The sequence below is a fragment of the Sphingobacterium sp. UBA5789 genome (genome assembly GCF_002418355.1).
Classification (GTDB): domain Bacteria; phylum Bacteroidota; class Bacteroidia; order Sphingobacteriales; family Sphingobacteriaceae; genus Sphingobacterium.
Window position 1 is genome coordinate 1,346,386 of the sequence record NZ_DIDX01000004.1, and the last position, 17,993, is coordinate 1,364,378.

Genomic DNA, 17,993 nt, shown 5'->3' on the forward strand with positions numbered 1-17,993 from the left:
GCTTACTTTCTGCCGGAATACTTAGCTCTTATCTTCTCCGGATCCTGATCAGGATTAATGAAAACTGTTAGTTTGCTGTTGATCACTAAAGGGATCTTACCTGCAGTGGAATCTTTGACAGGTCTATCCGGTTTGAAATTATTCATGTTTATCCGGACATCGTACTTGGTTGGCCGTAAGCCGATCTCCCGGTCTCTTTTATTTACTTTTAGCTTCGCTGTCTGTTTTGGGTATTTAAGGCCCATATCCCGAATTTTATTCCTGATTGAATTATAACTCACATCAAAATGCTTCCCAAGATCGACCAAAGACATCCGCTGCAGATGATCTCTGATAAACTGTAATTCCTCAGCTGTCCATTTGTGTTGCTTAGCTTTCATTATATCCTCCTGTCTTTAGATTTTGGTGAGAATGGGATTACGTTGCACATTTCTCTCAGACGAGATCTTACCCGTGAGCCATAGAAGGCTTCAATATCTTCTGTTGTCAGATTAGCCGTAAAGTGCGTTTTACCTTTCAACTTAGAATCATCGTAGCGACCATGTATAATGCTGGCCATAACATTAGCACTGTTACCAAAGTTTTTGGAAATATCTTCGGTTCCCAGGTCATCAAAGCAGCTACCGATCAGATCGTGTCCGAAATTTCGCTGTGGATAGTCTATGACGGGTTGTATATTGGCTACAATCACATCATGACCGTACTTCTGGTATTCTCCAGTAAGATCTTCACATCTTCGAACCACAAAAGGATTAAACGAATTGTATGATAGGGCTTTCATCAGGGTGGTTTTACCGCAGCCGACAGGTCCGATTAGCATTATTCCTTTTTTCAGAGACATGCCATATTCTGTTTCGAATCTTTCGGATCCGGAAAAGTATAGAAGCAGCTGTTCAATTACTATCTCATTGTCCTGGTCAATTACCAGCTCTTTTCCGGATTCTTTGTAATATCTTTTCAGATATCCGGACAGATCCTGATAGGATAAAACAGGATATACGGGATCCCTTTTAACTTTTTCAATGTAGGCCTCGCTCCTGATCCGCTGATCCTTCACTTTACGTGCTAATCGAAGTGCTTCAGACTTTTCTGCTTCAGTGAGCTCTATGTGATCATAAGTTTCCATAGGAATCGATTTCCCTTCGAGGTTCGACCCCTGCTGGCTTAAGGTTTGTTTTAATGTTTGCATAATCTTCACGTTTTAAAGCGAACAGACCTTTCCATCCGTTTGAAATTGATTTTTTAATAATTGCTATTGCTGTGGATTCATCACCTGAAGACAGATCTTTCAACTGTTTCAATGCAGCACTTTCTGATTTTTCTGTTTTGTAGGTGAATCGGTGTTCTACAGATTTATACTTTTTCCAGTTTTCCCATTCTTCCCTGAAGTTTTCCGAATCAAAAGGAAATTCAATTTTTACCTTCACCTCACGCCCACGCGTATCCCCTTCCTTTTCCTTATTCCCTTTCCCTTCCCTTTCCTTTTCCTGTGGTGAATACTCACTGAGTACTCCGTGAGCATCGGATGAATCTGTATTATCAAGCATTTTTATTAGCATTTCCTCGTCGATGTGCCTGGCTTCAGAAGGTCTGTTAATCTTTTGATGGCTACGGAATGTGCGGATATATAGATAGCTCTCTCCTTTGTATTCAAGAGGTATCAGCATCCGGGCATTCACTAAGGCATCTATCCATTTACGAACTTCATTGGCTCTAAGTGCATCATCATATGGGAACAGCTGAGACTTGATAAATTTTTCAGAACCACGGAGAACACCACCGTCATCTGCGAGAGTCCAGATTCCTATAAAGAGGAGTCTCGCCTGAAAAGGTAACTCTGCAATTTTTTCATCTTGCCAGAATTCAGGTTTTATGGTTCTTATTCTTGCCATTTATCTTGCTTTAAGATCATCCATACTACAAAGTCTTTTTCTTCCACTGCAATCTATTATCAAGGCATTCCCAAAGCATTCTCTGACATATGTTACATTCTCGATAAAAATTTCATTTAATGCAGCTTTATGGTGGTGGTTCTGCAGTACTTTCTTAGTGTTCCGGAAAGGAATAAGCATCAGTCGTTGTCCTTCATCAAACATATCTACCTCCGACTTTAATTATGTACTTTGTGAACATAAGCAGCTACTTTCATTCCTTCTACTTCTATCTTACAGATATCAATAATGCTCTTCAGCTGGTCATTGACTGCAGCAGCTTTTTTGATTCTTATCTCATCGCCCTCATCCTGCATAATTAGTTCAATATTCCGCTTTGCCAGCTGAATGAGGTCAGAGTCTTGCTTGTTAATAAGCAGATCAGGAAGAACGACATTCTGTACCTGCCCAGGTAAGTGATCTTCATATACAACCGGCATTGCAGGTTCATCTTCTACTTCCAGGAACTCATCCAGCTTAAGTCTGGCATTATCATTAGAGAATCTGATATCTCTGGCATCCGTAATGATTCTGGTCTCTTCATCTGAGATTTCATATCTCAGGACCTTCATATTTTTGTTCATATACATATAAGTCTTTCCCACCATGAGAAATAGCTTATTTTCTATCTGCATTTTTGTCATTGTTAGTTTTGTTAATTGTTCGTTGTAAGAGCAGCTGCTGTCTTTTTAATTCAATGAGGTCCGGATGCTTTTTTATCTCCTGTCTTAGATCCGGTTGGCCATGGGTAAGAATACCAGCCACAAAGTTGTCAGTGAGTTTCTGTGATGGGTTATTAATTAAAGCGAGTTCTGAATTGCTGACAATTTTTAAATTTTCATCAGTTAAATTAGTGCTATCTCCATCAGCATAAATCACATTCATTCCTTTTGGTATTTCTCCATGCAACTGTTGATATCTATATCTTCCGTAATGAACAAAGGATCCATTAACTTTAATAACTGGAAGAGTTCTACCGGAACTATGTTTCCAGAATAAGATTGTTCCATCCGGATTTACACCCCTGACTTGCCACATTTTCTTATTAGCTCTGCTATAAAAGCCATTGATTTTAGCCTTCTCTAATATTAGTTTTCGATCTTCTTTAGTTCTGAAAAGCTGGAGGTATTTGCGCTTCTTCTCGATATGCTTCTTGCTCCATCCTTTTTTCTTCTCCCAACGGGCATTAAATACTTCAGCTATTTCAGAATCTCCCATCGTTTTGTAATTTTCCTTGAGAAACTGAATCTGTTCATTAGTCCAATATTCAAGCTGCATCCTTTGTAGACCCAGGGCATACAAAAACTCCCTTGTTTTGGTTAGTCTTAGTCCTAATGCTTTGGCTAATTCCGGATTGGTCATCGTTGAGTAGTTCTTACGAAGAAAGTTTTCCATTTCCGGTGTTACCTCAATCTTGCCTATAGCATGAGATCTTACATGTGGAAGTTTCTTCAACTTCATTTTTTGAGCCTTGAAAAGAATAGCTGTGTAATTCCAGCCCGTCATTCTCGCAATATCACGGTTGCTATACTCAGGATAAAGATCCTTTAGCTTCTCTATGTCAGATGCAGACCAATTCATCTTACTTTACCTCCTTTTCCAATTCCTTAATCTGTACATCTATACGGGCTTCTCTTTTGATCTTGACTTCTTCCTGTTCCAATTCAGCCTGTTTCAGTACATCCGGACACCAGGATTTTGCGAGATAGGTAAGAATAGTTTTACTCTTTGTACTATGTTGAAAAGATGATTTGTATGTATCAAGCAATGAAATTCTAACAAACTGACCTAAATCCTTTGGATCCGATTTTAATAATGATTCTAACATCTCATCACTTGGTATATACATTTTCGTAAAACCAAACATCTTTTTGACATCATCAAACTTTTTGCCGTATCCAATACGATCGATATAATCCAGATAAATGATATCCATTTCCTCTTTCGATAGCAATCCTTCCGGAATATTAGCAATCATATGTTCGACAACTTTTTTCATAATCTTTTCCTGATCCAGCTCTAGCCCCCTTCTTTTTTTCTGCTTCAGATCATAAATTTTAGCATCAACTCCTCCGTTTTTTTTGTCTGTTGAAGCCGATTTATACATTTTTATATGTAAGTTTTTCCCCGAGACAACATCATATGCTTTAAGTGAATTTTTAAGATCATCAACATATTTCGCAGAATCCTCCTGATAATCCTCCATCTCATGTTTATAATCTTCTTCAGCCTCTGTCAGGGCTTCCTGATAATCTTCTTCGTCCTCATAATCATCTCGATCTACTTCATGCTTACGGGGAGGATTAGGTTTATTGATTATAGTAAAATCATTTCTGGAGATAACGGAATGACCATCTTTTTTGATCTTTTTCACGACATCTCCATCACCCCATTCTCCGTTAACCAGCAGGATTTCCGAATCTTCTAAAGCCCTATTTAAATTAATGGTACTTTGTGCACTTGTCTTTTCATTAAAGCAAGATCTGTTAGAACAAATTGATTCCTCCTCTGAAAACAGACTGTAAACGGAGCTGTTGTGGTTACATTTAATACATGCCGGAGCATTGGCAATAAGATGGCTATCATGCAAGTCAAATATTGCATTGCTTAGTTTCTTCTCGACATTACTTGATATCCATTGTTTCAGATGTGCCAATGTCGGGACAGGATCAGGATATGCCTTTCTTGGATTATACCATTCGCTTTGAATGCTTTGATCCAATATGGCCAATCTTTCGCCATGACCTAATGGAAGAATATGCTGTCTCATCCACTGCTTCAACTCCGGAATTAACCCGTTAAGTTTCAATCTGCGGGATACAAACTTTTCATCTTTACCAATCCTGACGGCTACATCAGGAATAGTATATCCCATTTTTTCGATCATCACCAGGAAAGACTCTGCTTCTTCCAAAGGATCTACATCTTTGCGTTGCAGGTTTTCCGTGATCTGAATCTCCAAAGCTTCCTGATCTGTCATGGTGCGAATGGTCGCAGGTATTGTATTGAGTCCTGCAAGTTGTGAAGCACGATATCTACGTTCTCCACACACAATCATATAACCATTATTGTGAGGGCGTAACAATATTGGCTGCAAGACTCCCTGCTGTTTTATTGAATCTGCCAGCTCGCTTAAATCATCTTCTATGAAGGTTTTACGAGGTTGATTGGGATCCTCTACGATTTCATATAACGGCACGTTCCGGAATTCGGGAATATGCTCCTCCATTGTTTGTGTAATTTCTTCTGGTTGTTTTCTCTTTGCCATAATATTTGTTTTTAGTTTTTTAATCCTGATCAGGAAATAGCCTCCTGAATATTGTAACCGAACGCTAATAGCTTTGAACAGTAATACTGCTGCTGGCCGGTCAGATCACCCGTGATAAGTACCAGTCTTCGGGAAGCAAATACAAGCAGTCCGAAATGCTTAGCTCTACGATGCAGGTAATAGCGTTTGTTGTTAGTTATCAGTCGTTCCCTCTCCTTATTGAGTTTCTTGAGTTCTGCTTCCGCCACTAATGTCCGATACTCCAGAGAGGCCTTTTTCTTTTTCGTTTTTTGCTTTCCGATGTTTATTTCAATCTGTTTCATGTACGGGCTGGTTAAATAGGTTCATGATGTTCTCCACAATACTTTCCTCGATCTGATCATCAGATCCGGTTACTGCAGAAGAAATATTTCGTTTAGCCTGGATGATGGCATAGATCTTTTCGTCTATGGTATTCTTTCCTTGAAAATAGATGCAGTTCACGTTGTCCTTTTGCCCGATACGATGCGCCCGGTCTTCAGCCTGATCGCACAACGCTGCTGTCCAGGGAAATTCAATAAAACCAACAGTACTAGAAGCTGTCAGTGTCAGACCTACTCCTGCAGCCTGAAGTGAACATATTATTAATTTGACATCCGGATTATTCTGAAAATTATCAACAGCTTTCTGTCTGGCATCAGCATTATCACTACCTGTAATAGAGACACAGTCAGGATATTTTTCTTTCACAGCTGCTACGACTTCCTTCAGATGTGCAAAAAGGATTAACTTTTCACCTGTTTCCATTAGATCATCTACATAATCAAAAACATCTTTCAGCTTGCCTCTTGCCGAGATATTCTTAAGAATTCCAATTTTCACCATTATTTCACCTCGGATGGCGCGCTGAAGTTTATCATCATCAGCATCTTTGTATCTGACCAGATAATTCAGGAGATTAGCCTCAGCATCAGCGTACTCCTGACTATTGGTTATATCACAAAGTACTACCTGTCTGGTTTTATCAGGGAGATCATTAAGCACCTCTTTCTTTGCGCGTTGATAGAAGCAGTTTAACTTCATTTTATAACCAAGTTCCCTCAGATTACTGGCCTGATTTGGTCCATCACAATAGCGTTTGATAAATCCCTGATATCCTCCGAATTTTGGAAGTTGATCCAATATGCCTAATAATGATATCAGGTCCTTCGGCTTATTAACTATTGGAGTTCCAGTCAACAATAATTTCAATTCTTTGCCTACAGCTAACCCTTTAACAAATTTTGTTTGTTGGGTTTTTATTTCCTTCACACGATGAGCTTCATCAACCACCAGAGATTGAATCAGATCCTTTTTCTTATTGAAATGAATATTGTTTATACGAAGTGCTTTCCCTTTTTCCAGTTTATCTATTTTGGATACAAAGAATTTTTTGAGACTTTCAAAATTCACAATGAAGACATCTGCCATGCCAGCATGATAGTACTGATCCCATGTATGACGGATTCTATCATCCAGGATCAAAGCTTTTTTATTCGTCCACATATGCCACTCTCTTTGCCAGTTAATTTTTAAAGAAGAAGGACATATAATCAGGCATGGGAAAAGATCCTTAGCAACGACAGTAGCAATGGCTTGACAGGTTTTGCCCAGTCCAGGAAGATCACCAACAATAACATTGTTTTTTTCAAGATTGTACGCTACCCCTTGCCGCTGATAGGGAAACATCTCCATCTTCAAAGGGATTTCAATGCGCAAATCAGGCATTGGTGGAAGGGTAAAAATGTGTTCATCTTCCTGGTCTTCTCCAAGTCGGAATCCATATGCCTTTGCAAACATTTCAACCTGATCTTTGTAAATCACAGGAACTTTCCAACATTTATCAATTGGATCAAACCTTCTTTCAGGAAGCTGCTTAACAGCTTCTACCAGTTTGGGTACATACCTGAAAACTATCTTATAGTTTTTGCCTTGCTCTGTAATTTGCATGATCTAATAGGTTTGATTAATTACCATATATTCCCCTCCCGGGAACATTGCCGGTTGAAAGTTTTGCTCATTATATTGCCATGAGAATTTTTCCGGTGATGACATGTACAGCTTGGTAAAACTTTCTATAAAAACTCCTCTGGCTTTATCATAATCCTCAGCTACAACTCTGACCCAATAACCAAAAAGTGACATTCCATTGAATAGGAAATGCTCAGAGCCGAATGTGAAATAGTAGTTGTTCATTTTATATTGGTTTATTAGTTTACTTATTCCATATCCTCAGCATGAGATTCGAAATCCATTTTCATCTGTTGAACACGATACTTCCCGTTCAGATATTCTTCAGCCTCATACTGAACTAACTGTATTGCACTATGTAATTCTTCTTTAAATCGATAATCAGAATAATCATCAAAGAATTTTTCGAAAGGTGTAGTCATAGGCAATACCTTGCTTCTATAACTCTTGGATCCTACAATACAAACACCCTGATCATCACCCGTTCCACTAATTGTTATCCCGGATATCCTGATATGCGTAAATGCTTCTTCATGATGCTGATGTATTTTTTTCTTAATAATGTCAGCCTCCCTAAGATCACAGAGCAAGGCAAAATGAGGCCTAAGAGCGTCAATAGCCTCTTGAAAGTCCTTGTGAATTAAATAAGGATCCTTCGCTATACTTTCTCCCTTATTTCCATCTTCATAGATATTCCAATAGCATATCTCTGGTATGCCATCTTTCACTTTTACTTTTATGATTTCTTTAGTAGCCATATAATTATTTTTCTATTTTTTGGATTTAAATAAGAAGCAGGCATAAAGAACGAATTGCTAAATGAGTGCACCTGCTTCCTGCGCCATGTACATGCATCACTGCGGATACATAGCAATCAACTTGACCTATTATGAGTTTTATGAATTATTTTCTAAGGCTGGTTCATCTAAGGCAAACAGCTTAAGATCTGTGATCAGATGCCGATGCTGTTCAATAAACTCAATCAAATGCTCTACATGGACCTGCAGTCTGATCAGATCCCGATCATGGTTGTATGTATAGTCCTCTTCGTACAGATTATTGTAGTCCGTAACTTTATAAGTGAAGTATGGCATATTCATACCGTTGAATCTGAAGCAATAGGGATATACAATGTGTTGCCAATTGTGCAGAAATTTTGGAAATTCGTACTTACTTGTACACTTGATATCCATAATCATCCCTCCCGGCATCACTTCATCAATGTATCCATAGAGTTCTACATCACCGAAACGCGTTGGTAATATGGCAGAAGTGAATACCTGAGGAGTACCATGACAGACAATTGTTGTAAAGTCATCTACGATTCTTCTCTTGAAGGAAAAACAATTGTAATGAATCATTCCTTTTTCATCTTCGAAATACACCTCCCCATCGTGAGCAACCTTATCAACCAACTCATTGAATGCTGTTCCCTTTTCTGCAGCTTCTGACGTAAATGGAACACGATTGAGTTTATCTATGAACTCCTGAAAGGCATTATCTTGTTCACTCTTCAGATACCAGGTAAAGGCATCTAATAGAGTGGCGTAAAATTTATACTTAAGCATGTTCAGAGATTTTTTTGTTTTCATACTGTTTAGTCCGGATATTCAGCGATAGTCCCAAAGACTTAGCTTTATCAGACAGATAGCGCGATGCTAGCATTTTACTGTTCCAGATATGCTGTACTTCATCTGTGATCCAGGGAATCATATCATTCGCTGTATTGGCATCGACTACAAGCTCATCAATATTCCCTTTGATAGTTTGCATCAGGGAATTGAACTCGTCTGCTTGTTTTTTGCGCTCGTGGCTTGCCTGTGCATAACGCTTGATAATGGTTGTCATCAGATTATTAGGATCATTCGTTGCATCCGGAATGTTGATCAATGGATCCAGCATACAGGTATTTTTACCATAGAATCGTTCACATGCGTCAAAAGAGATAGTTCTCTGTTTCCCTTTTGCTTCCATGTAGCCAACAAGATCTAATTCACGGATAAGATCTCCTCCGGAAGAACCTCCGATCAACGGACGGATGATTTTTTGTTCTCCATCTTTCTCTTCAGTATCATGTGCTACGAAAATCAGATTCAGGCCAAGCATAGATACCTGTGTCAGGAATTGAATAAACATTGCTTTTCTTGCTCCGTATCCCTGAATCTGCAATTGTCCTCCAGCTGTGCCCATTTTTGGGTTTGTCTTGATCAGATAGGTACTCATAAAGTCTAACATCTTGCCAGCTGTGTCGATTACCAGTGTTTTGAAATCTGTAAGGTCTTCCTGAAGAACCTGCTGCACATCTTCCCAGGATCTGATTTGAACTGTGGGGGTCTGGTGTTGCGCCTGCACACGGTGTACTCCTCCATCAAAGTCCAATAGTAAAGGATCCGGAGATGATAGTGCCAAAGTGGTCTTTCCAATACCAGGCTGTCCGTAAAGAAGGGATTTCAATGTTGTCGGAACTACAAGTTCCGAAGGTTTTTTAATTAAGCTCATTGTGATAATATTTATATGGTTTAAAAATTTATTTACTTACGAAAGAGAGATAGGTAACAATCAGGTATTACACAACTCCTGCAATGACTCCGATATACCCTACCCATTCAATTATCTTTACTGAAATATCCTTTGTGGATTTCTTTTTCATTTAGAGAATTATTAGAAGTGAATAGCTGAACATTGGCTCCCATTGACCGGAGTTTACACATCTGTTCCAGACAGTTGCGCAACGGTTCGTTTAATTTGATTTTCTTTATATCAGCAAACCAATCTGCGAACGATGGTCTGTCTACCGGAGCTTCAATAGTTTTCATTATAGATTTATGCATGGCTGATTGATTTATTGGTTAAGACTTGATTGATGGAACTCTCAATCGTGAGAATTAATAGCGCTGAAGCTCTTTTTTCTAACCATCTATTTGCTATCTCTTCAGCATTGTCTGAAACATAATCCAGAAGTGTAGATTTCATTACACTGAAGGTTATGGATCCGCAATTTGAGTCAAAGGTCTCCGGATATTCAAAATCCAGTTCTGACTGCTCCACAAGATCTTCCAGTTCTATACGTGATAGTTCTACTTCTTCAGAGGATTCCGGATCTCCATCGCTCTCATACTCAATCCACAACTTCTTATTGAACACATAGGCGTTCAACAGATTCAGCTTTGGTTTGCTGATTTTAATTCCTACATTTGCTTTCATATTCTTGGTACATATTAAAGTGTGTACTAATTGCCTGAGGTCGCCGTCTCAGGCATTTTTGTTTATATTGATTTCATTCATCAACTCGAAAGTTGGTTCCCAGTTGGGATTGTGAGCTTTTATGGCCTTTATCCTGTCAGCATATTTTAACTTTGCTTTTTCCCAGGAATCCCGGTATTGTTTTTCGATCCAGTTTCTGACACGTTGATTCTGATCATCAGCACTCTTTATAACTGTCTTTTTGCCTTTACATAGCTTTGCCTGCAGACGGTCGATTTCCGCCTGTTGAGCCGCTATTTGTTTGGCCATAGCTATTAGTGCTGCATCATTCATTATTGTGCGCTGTCAGGCAAGCGTTGTACCATCAGGACCTTTACTCCCTTTAATTCATCCATCCATGTTTTGAAGTTGATAGTCTTGCATCTATATTTCTTTACACGTGAGATTTCTGATCGAACTGAGTTCGCTGCCGAAGCTGCTACCGGTACCGGATCGCCTTCCGGCCAGACAATAAGTTTGTCCTGCCAGCCAATAGTTTTGGGTGTTTCAAGAATTTCCATTCGATAAAATATTTTTCTCCATTATTGATTGTTTCGTCAAATCGTTATATTTGATTTGATACAATCAAAGATAATTCTCTTTTGCGAATTATTATAATATTAATTCTCATTTGAGAACAAAATAAATACAAATGACTGATAATCAGATAAATAAATTTTCGCAAAAAGTTGATAGATTGAATAAAATAATCAAAGAAAGCGAATTCAAGAGTAATTTATCATTCGCAAAAGCGATCAAAATGTCTCCAAGCTATCTATCCGAAGTGTTGAATGGAAAGAAAGATGCTCCAAAATATTTAGGCTTGAAACTTGAAAAATTTCTTAATGTTAATGTTGAATGGTATGAAACTGGAAATGGCCCCGTTTATTCCCAGCCCAAAGAGAAATCAAATTTCAATTTTGCGAACATTAACGAATTGGATGGCTTAAGAAATTTGATGTCTGAAAAAGATAAAACTATAACTGCACTGCTTGATCAAATAAAGTCCAAAGAAGAGATAATAGATATGCTTAAGGAACAAATTGCAGGTCTTAAAAGTAGAAATAAACAGACTGGATAGAATAGTATGGTTGGTGTATATAAGAGAATAGAATGAGTAGAGCAAGATGTAAGAATTGTAATTTTTTAAAAAAAATTAAACTTTTTGTTTTTTATAATGTTAAATTTAAAAAGTACTCCAAAAGAGGTAAGATATGCACAGCAGTATTATAGAAAGATTCTATGTTACATTTAAGGAAATTCAGGAGTCATACATTCAGACTCTTAGCCGAATTTTTAATTCGGATGGGGAGCTTATGAGTGATGAAGCCAAAAAGATCCTATCTAACCCGGAAGACAAGAAAGAATACCTTAAAGCACTTGAAGAATTAAAAAGAAGAAAAGCTGGAGGGGAAGTTACTCCTGAAATTGATATAACTTTGTCAACTGGCGAAGAAATTACATTGACCACTTATTAATAGAAAAGTTTTATGGACTTTGGCTTGACCTTTTTTGGAATAGCTTACGTTGTTGCAATTGTAATCCCTGGATTAATTTTTAAAAGATTCTATTTTCAAGGAAAATTCTCAAAACAATTTTTTGATGGATTGTTTGTTGACAGACTCTTAACAAATATTCTTTGGGGATTATTTATTCAGCTCATAACTATTTTTTCATATTGTTGGTTTTTCGATGTAAAGTCAACCGAACTATATACTGAAATAAATAGTTTATATACAGATTATAATCAACAAAAGATTCCTGAGTTTAAATTTGAATATATATTACATTCCTTAAGATACCTTATGGCAACAATAATCACTGCCATTGCATCAGGATGGGGATTGCACTTACTTGTCAGATTTCTTAAATTCGACATCTTATTCTCTATATTTCGATTTTCAAACCAATGGCACTATTATTTTTCAGGAGAAGCACTAAGATTCAAAGAATTTAAAAAATTCTCAAATGGGAACACAAATAAAGTAATATCGACAGAAGTGGATGTAGTTGTCAAAGAAAGTGATGGTATAACTAATATGTTTACCGGCTTTCTTACACAATATACATTGTGTAGAACTGGCGAACTTGAGACCATTTACCTGACTGATACAAAAAGATTTGTTAAAAGAGACGATAATAGATTTCATTCAAAGGTAATTCCTGGTGATTGTTTCGTAATTCCCTACAACAATGTTCTAAATCTAAACGTCCGGTATAATGTGGTAAATAACCATAATCCTACGACAGGCATAATCAAAAAGGTAATTAGCATGGTTATTCTTCTTTTAACTATTCTTGCAGTATTTTTTGTGATTATCTATCCATGGTTTGTTGCTCCTGGATTTTGGCGAAAATTGATATCCTGTTGTGTACTTTTAGTTTCATGGATCAGTTTAATGAATTTTGTGCTATCAGTTGTTGGAAACGATCGTGACGAAAGTAATCTAAAAACACCATTGGCAAAAATTTTTGTTTTTTTTATAGCTGTATTTTTTGGAATGTGGGGTTTTGTAATCGCAAAAACCACTACTTGGATTGCTATCTATGAATATTTTAAATTTTGGTAAATAGCACTCAAAACAGCACCTAAAAAGAAGTAATTAAATGAAAAAATATAGCCCTAAATTGTCCAAAAAGCAATTATGCTCGGGTGATCCGAATTCGATTCCCGCCCTAGGTACAAGAAAGCTTATCTAACGATGGGCTTTTCTTGTTTATGATCAGGATCAGGTATTACAGTTGTAGCGAAAATTCACAAGGCGTATTCAAAATACATAGAAAAGTTCTTCTACTATGTCTATATATAACTTGTAACCTTCCTTCTATCTAAAAAATCAAAATTTTTCAGATTTTATCACTTCAATTGCTTTATTCAGATAAAGTGGTTTCGCTTTTTGTACAGCCAGCAGCCACTCGTTATATGTTTTGATTTCTTTTAGGTTTAATTGTTGGGCCAGATCAATTTCTAAAGGAATATCAGGTTTTATTCCTTCTTTGATTTTATATATTTTGCCCGTCCTGTCCTGAAGGACTGCAATAGTCAAATTTATCTGAAAATTTTCACCAAGGATATAGGGGTAGTTTGATGAGGTGTTTCCTGAGGTAGTCTGACCGACAATTCTCACGTTCTTTTGTCCCTTAAAATGAGCAACCAAAAATTCCGAGGCACTGATTGTTAATCCACTTGTAAGAACAATAATCGGAACACGATTATTCTTGATAGCAACGGCCGGATTTTGCTCATATTGGAGATCAAATAATTTAAGTGTTTCTTGTTCTTTTTTTGAAAGATTATTTAGTTTTGTAGGAACCCTCTCTTCTTTACCTTTATTATCTATGTTAGAATAGGTATAATCGGTATCGATTAAATTGGCAAGATGCCAGATCATCGGAAATACACTTCCACCGCTATTATTTTCTGTTAAATCAATTATCCAGGCCTTAGGGTTCAATCGATCCAATGTCTGAATTTGCTGTTTTATAGTATCAACGTATTTCCTTTGCTCATAAAAAACATCTGGAAGTTTAATATAGCCATAATTTCCTTCCAACAGACTACTTGAAAAGACTTTTTCGGGTAGTCCGGCTTCTTGATCTGTAGTTTTAGCAAGCTTCTCAAATAGGTTTGATTCTGATTCGTTACCACTAACATTTTCATCAAAAAACAGTGATGAATGTGCATCATTCAAATTTTTTAGAATCTTTTCGAATATGGGTTTTAATTTACTTAATTCAGTTATATTTCTTGTTTCCTCTAATATTACCGGCCGTAGAGAATCCCAATTCACTGTATTGTTCATGTAGGATTTGTTTTCAACAGTATCTAAAAACGACACAACCAATGACTGGATTTCTGATTGCTGTGCCTGGACAGGTAAGTGAAACAGCGAAGTAAAAAGAAAAAGAAAGTGAATACTGAATTTTGAAATACGCATTGTGATAGAATCTTGTTATATTACTAATATATAAATTAGACATCGATTTTTAGACCTATCCTATTTTTTTGCCAATAAAACACATTCCCGTGGAAGTTCCATCTAACATCTCATATCAATCAAAACGTCGTAAATTAATCTATCTAACCCTCCAGTTTTTATTCTTTTTCTAAATTCTGGATCAGGTTACAGTTCGTTAACCTGACTAATTTTGATTCGACAATAACGTCATCATTTTCTAATTCATTTTACTATGAAAAAATCAATTTTTTATCATGCTGGCTGTCCGGTTTGTGTGAGTGCAGAACAAGACATTATTAATCTTATCGGTGAAGCTAATGTTGAAGTTGTAAATATCGGAGAAGACAGAACCCGAATCCCGGAAGCCGAAAAAGCAGGCATTCAGTCCGTACCCGCGTTGGTGACACCTAACGGAAATGTTTTGCATATCAATTTCGGTGCATCTCTTGAAGATGTAAAAGGTTAAATCTTATTAAAGCTGCAGAGTCATTCACGCTTTGCAGCTTTAATAATAGAATTCACAATCAGTCAGAGATAGCAAAAGTAGATACAACTAATCAGCAATTTAGGATTGCTGATTTCTCACAGGATCAGCTTGTGAGCCACATAAAATCTAACAGGTCTTTAAATAGCGTTGAGCTCTTCCCTGGAAGAAAATAATATTTATGTGTATACGACACTTGTTCTTCAGGAAAACGCCTCAGGATTTCCTTATCATACTCAAAAATGAACTTACCATTATAACCACTAACGTCATTTAACTCTACAAAGTGTCCCCAATAGGTAGGTTTCCCTTTATAAAGATTTATTGTGAAATGAATAGGCTCTCTTTCTCCGATATCATAACCGATTTTTTCGGAGTCCTCATTTTCTAAGGTTAAAACAATTACATTCTCCTTTTTTATTAAAAATTCGATAAGTAATAAGATAACAAAACACAATAAAAAAGATATAAATAGATAAAGCAACAGATCAATACTAAAACTCAGCTTTGATACTGTTTTTATAAAATATAATAAAGAAGTCAGGCCTATCAATATAATTGAGCATATTAAAAATATGTTTTGACCTATTTTTATCCAGATAAACCAAAGAGGTTTTATAATTGTTAATACGAAAGTTAACATGAGCAATATTGTTTATCTAATATCAAAGTCAAGCCTTCCCCCTCTGGTTGCCCTGCCTGATTTTGTTTAATTTAATTAATGGTGAAAACCAATAGTCTAAATATAAAAATATGCTATTTTTTGTACTATTATGATTACCTTGACCAATGAAATAATATAACAACAGAAAAAGTCTTTAACTATTCTATTTCCATTCTAATATTATATCAAGTAGTATTATATCACACATTTACATAATTTTATATGGAATTTAGGGATTGTCACGAGGAAAAAATACATTTGTGTGGTTTAATTCAGGATTTAGGATATCTGTTTGTTTTTGATGAATCCCGGATTTGTACTGCAGCTAGTGACAACGTTATTCAGATCGATAATATTCCTGTAGAAAAATATCTGGGAATGACCGTTGACCAGATATTATCTCTACTGACGAAAAGTGACCGCTTTATTTTCGAATCTATAAATCAACATCTCAATACATCAATTTTTTATCGCTTTGCAGAAAGAATTCAGATTAATAATATAGATTATGATTTGAGTATTTATAAATATGGAGATAATATTTATGTAGAAATTGAGCTTTGCAATACACAGCAAATAAAGCCTACAAAACTATATTATTATGCCAAATACCTTGAAGATAACAAATCAAAGGTATGGGAATGTCTTACAAATCTAATACGTCAGATTATAAATTACGACAGAGTAATGGTGTATCAGTTTCTGGAAGATAACAGCGGAAAGGTAATCGCTGAATCAAAATCTGATAACATGCATTCTTTGCTTGGATACCGTTATCCTGAATTCGACATTCCTCAGCAAGCGCGTGAACTCTATACTATTTTTCTTGCACGACATACAGCCGATACAGACGGGCTTACCCATCAAATTATAAGCAATTCAAAACAGGAAATTGATTTAACGAAATGCAGTTTACGTGCTATGTCTCCCATACATTTGCAATATTTGAAAAATTCCAAAGCGCAGGCCAGTGCGAGTTTTTCTATTATTCAGGATGGTAAGTTGTGGGGCTTGGTCACTTGTCAGAATAGCAAGCCATTACATGTGGATTTGGCACAAAGGCATCTGTGTACTTTTCTCACACAGTTCGCCACTAATCATCACATCTCTGAATTGCTGAAAGAAGACTTGGAAACTCAAAATGTGATGTATATCCTGGAAAAAGAGCTTAAAAGTGATTTACTGATTGACAGAGATATCCATTATGTCCTTGAAACATTCGGAGAGCGCATCATGAAAATGGTAGAGGCCGATGGTATAATTATCAAGCACAGCAAAGGTGAAAAATTTTATGGCGAGGTTCCCGGCAATATTCAGTTAAAAGAGATTGAACATTACTTAAAAAATGAGAATACCAGTTTGTATTCTACCCATGAATTTATTTCTAAAACAGCAGATGATAATTTATTCCCAGGAATTATAAGAGCTGAAATACTAACGGAATCCCAATGGAAAATATATCTTTTTCGCAAAGAAGTATTGATAGAGGAATTATGGGCCGGAAAGCCGGAAAAGCAATTAAATTATGATCCGGACAGAAAAATTACCTATCCTTCTCCCCGTACATCTTTTGAGGCATGGAGACAGATAACACGTGGAAAGGCAGCACCATGGCTAAAGGTTCAATTGTTATTTCTTGAGCGGATTGTATACATTATTCAGCAAGCTATAGCTAAAAGAAATGCTGAAATTGATCAGCTGAATAAAGATCTTATCCGTTCAAACAATGCTTTAGACACCTTTAGTTATACGCTAACACACGATCTTAAGAATCCCCTGTCTTCTATTCAGCTCGGAGCTCAGATGATATTAATGAAAAAGAATCTGTCTGAAGAACTTTTGCACAGATTGGGTACAAATATATTAGAAGCTTCGAATTTAATTACAGAAATGATCAATAAGGTTCATGAACTGTCAAAATCAAATTCAGTTGCATTAGACCTTGAAATAATAGATCCCAGAAACAAAATCATTACTATTGCAGAAAGTAGTAAGGATCAATATAATGTAGGTAATTTAGAATTTGTAATGGGCGAAATCTTACCTGTCAGAGGAGAAAGAACGCTTTTGTACCAATTGTTTCTGAATATCTTAGGGAATGCAATCAAATATAGCAGTAAAGAGGATAATCCAAAAGTCGAAGTATACAGCATAAAATCCGGCAGCAAAGTGATATATTTTATATCAGACAATGGAATAGGAATGGATTTAAAAGAGGGAAATAATATATTTGAGATCTTTCAGAGACTACCCAACTCCTCCGGTTATGATGGTTCGGGAATCGGGTTGTCAATTGTAAAAAGAATTATTGACAGATTGGGTGCTGAGATTAAAGTAGAGAGTCAATTGGGTATAGGAACACAATTTCAGATACATTTCAATCTTACCTAAAAGATATTACATTCAAATACGCATTAAGTAAATAACACACACTTTTGCCGGGAGGATGTCTCTT

Annotated in this window: 23 protein-coding genes; 5 read left to right on the top strand and 18 right to left on the bottom strand. The window is 36.5% G+C overall.

Features of this window, described 5'->3' with window-relative positions; translation table 11 throughout:
* Positions 1-2: 2 nt before the first annotated feature.
* The 16 genes from B4B65_RS15340 to B4B65_RS15415 all read right to left on the bottom strand — a co-directional run bounded on the left by B4B65_RS15340 (position 3) and on the right by B4B65_RS15415 (position 10,952).
* Positions 3-380 (bottom strand): hypothetical protein, encoded by a 378-nt coding sequence (locus B4B65_RS15340; protein ID WP_293916574.1) that lies wholly within the window; start codon positions 378-380, stop codon positions 3-5.
* The gene (locus B4B65_RS15345) at positions 380-1,189 is read right to left on the bottom strand and encodes an AAA family ATPase (protein ID WP_293916575.1); all 810 of its coding nucleotides are present in this window, start codon (positions 1,187-1,189) and stop codon (positions 380-382) included. The genes B4B65_RS15340 and B4B65_RS15345 overlap by 1 nt, the downstream gene beginning before the upstream one ends.
* Positions 1,113-1,892 carry a hypothetical protein gene (locus B4B65_RS15350; protein WP_293916577.1) on the bottom strand — a complete coding sequence of 260 codons (780 nt, stop codon included), beginning with the start codon at positions 1,890-1,892 and terminating at the stop codon, positions 1,113-1,115. Before B4B65_RS15350 ends, B4B65_RS15345 begins: the two co-directional genes overlap by 77 nt.
* A gap of 218 nt (positions 1,893-2,110) precedes the next feature.
* Entirely contained in the window at positions 2,111-2,575 is a 465-nt protein-coding gene (locus B4B65_RS15355) for a hypothetical protein (RefSeq protein ID WP_293916778.1), read from the bottom strand.
* Positions 2,550-3,512, bottom strand: coding sequence for an HNH endonuclease (locus B4B65_RS15360; protein ID WP_293916579.1), 963 nt, complete (start codon positions 3,510-3,512; stop codon positions 2,550-2,552). Before B4B65_RS15360 ends, B4B65_RS15355 begins: the two co-directional genes overlap by 26 nt.
* Position 3,513: 1 nt before the next feature.
* Entirely contained in the window at positions 3,514-5,199 is a 1,686-nt protein-coding gene (locus B4B65_RS15365) for a ParB/RepB/Spo0J family partition protein (protein ID WP_293916581.1), read from the bottom strand.
* Positions 5,200-5,228: 29 nt separating this feature from the next.
* A complete protein-coding gene (locus B4B65_RS15370) occupies positions 5,229-5,522 on the bottom strand; it encodes a hypothetical protein (protein WP_293916583.1) in 294 nt (97 codons plus the stop codon).
* Positions 5,509-7,167: a DEAD/DEAH box helicase gene (locus B4B65_RS15375; protein WP_293916585.1), complete on the bottom strand. Its 1,659-nt coding sequence runs from the start codon at positions 7,165-7,167 to the stop codon at positions 5,509-5,511. The genes B4B65_RS15370 and B4B65_RS15375 overlap by 14 nt, the downstream gene beginning before the upstream one ends.
* A 3-nt stretch (positions 7,168-7,170) precedes the next feature.
* Positions 7,171-7,413: a hypothetical protein gene (locus tag B4B65_RS15380; RefSeq protein WP_293916587.1), complete on the bottom strand. Its 243-nt coding sequence runs from the start codon at positions 7,411-7,413 to the stop codon at positions 7,171-7,173.
* A gap of 23 nt (positions 7,414-7,436) precedes the next feature.
* Positions 7,437-7,946, bottom strand: a complete 510-nt coding sequence (locus tag B4B65_RS15385) for a hypothetical protein (RefSeq protein ID WP_293916589.1) — start codon at positions 7,944-7,946, stop codon at positions 7,437-7,439.
* A 138-nt stretch (positions 7,947-8,084) separates the two neighbouring features.
* Positions 8,085-8,780, bottom strand: a complete 696-nt coding sequence (locus tag B4B65_RS15390; protein WP_293916591.1) for a hypothetical protein — start codon at positions 8,778-8,780, stop codon at positions 8,085-8,087.
* Entirely contained in the window at positions 8,749-9,687 is a 939-nt protein-coding gene (locus tag B4B65_RS15395) for an ATP-binding protein (protein WP_293916593.1), read from the bottom strand. Before B4B65_RS15395 ends, B4B65_RS15390 begins: the two co-directional genes overlap by 32 nt.
* A gap of 107 nt (positions 9,688-9,794) precedes the next feature.
* A complete protein-coding gene (locus tag B4B65_RS15400; protein ID WP_293916595.1) occupies positions 9,795-10,019 on the bottom strand; it encodes a hypothetical protein in 225 nt (74 codons plus the stop codon).
* Entirely contained in the window at positions 10,012-10,392 is a 381-nt protein-coding gene (locus tag B4B65_RS15405) for a hypothetical protein (protein WP_293916597.1), read from the bottom strand. Before B4B65_RS15405 ends, B4B65_RS15400 begins: the two co-directional genes overlap by 8 nt.
* A 48-nt stretch (positions 10,393-10,440) precedes the next feature.
* Positions 10,441-10,701, bottom strand: coding sequence for a hypothetical protein (locus B4B65_RS15410; protein WP_293916598.1), 261 nt, complete (start codon positions 10,699-10,701; stop codon positions 10,441-10,443).
* A 23-nt stretch (positions 10,702-10,724) separates the two neighbouring features.
* Positions 10,725-10,952, bottom strand: a complete 228-nt coding sequence (locus B4B65_RS15415; RefSeq protein WP_293916599.1) for a hypothetical protein — start codon at positions 10,950-10,952, stop codon at positions 10,725-10,727.
* Positions 10,953-11,083: 131 nt separating this feature from the next.
* Here B4B65_RS15415 and B4B65_RS15420 point away from each other — a divergent pair, with 131 nt between their 5' ends.
* The 3 genes from B4B65_RS15420 (at position 11,084) to B4B65_RS15430 (ending at position 13,001) form a co-directional block, all read left to right on the top strand.
* Positions 11,084-11,512 (top strand): helix-turn-helix domain-containing protein, encoded by a 429-nt coding sequence (locus tag B4B65_RS15420; protein ID WP_293916600.1) that lies wholly within the window; start codon positions 11,084-11,086, stop codon positions 11,510-11,512.
* Between the two features lie 235 nt (positions 11,513-11,747).
* Positions 11,748-11,909, top strand: a complete 162-nt coding sequence (locus B4B65_RS15425; protein ID WP_293916601.1) for a hypothetical protein — start codon at positions 11,748-11,750, stop codon at positions 11,907-11,909.
* A 12-nt stretch (positions 11,910-11,921) separates the two neighbouring features.
* Positions 11,922-13,001: a hypothetical protein gene (locus B4B65_RS15430; protein ID WP_293916602.1), complete on the top strand. Its 1,080-nt coding sequence runs from the start codon at positions 11,922-11,924 to the stop codon at positions 12,999-13,001.
* Positions 13,002-13,268: 267 nt separating this feature from the next.
* On the opposite strand, the gene B4B65_RS15435 is transcribed toward B4B65_RS15430, so the two are convergent.
* A complete protein-coding gene (locus B4B65_RS15435) occupies positions 13,269-14,234 on the bottom strand; it encodes a S41 family peptidase (RefSeq protein WP_293916604.1) in 966 nt (321 codons plus the stop codon).
* A gap of 388 nt (positions 14,235-14,622) precedes the next feature.
* Between B4B65_RS15435 and B4B65_RS15440 the strand changes: the two genes are divergently transcribed.
* Positions 14,623-14,856 carry a thioredoxin family protein gene (locus tag B4B65_RS15440; protein WP_293916606.1) on the top strand — a complete coding sequence of 78 codons (234 nt, stop codon included), beginning with the start codon at positions 14,623-14,625 and terminating at the stop codon, positions 14,854-14,856.
* 124 nt (positions 14,857-14,980) lie between these two features.
* Here B4B65_RS15440 and B4B65_RS15445 read toward each other — a convergent pair whose 3' ends face one another.
* Positions 14,981-15,517, bottom strand: a complete 537-nt coding sequence (locus tag B4B65_RS15445) for a hypothetical protein (protein WP_293916609.1) — start codon at positions 15,515-15,517, stop codon at positions 14,981-14,983.
* Between the two features lie 243 nt (positions 15,518-15,760).
* Between B4B65_RS15445 and B4B65_RS15450 the strand changes: the two genes are divergently transcribed.
* Positions 15,761-17,929 carry an ATP-binding protein gene (locus B4B65_RS15450; RefSeq protein WP_293916611.1) on the top strand — a complete coding sequence of 723 codons (2,169 nt, stop codon included), beginning with the start codon at positions 15,761-15,763 and terminating at the stop codon, positions 17,927-17,929.
* The last annotated feature ends 64 nt before the right edge of the window (positions 17,930-17,993 follow it).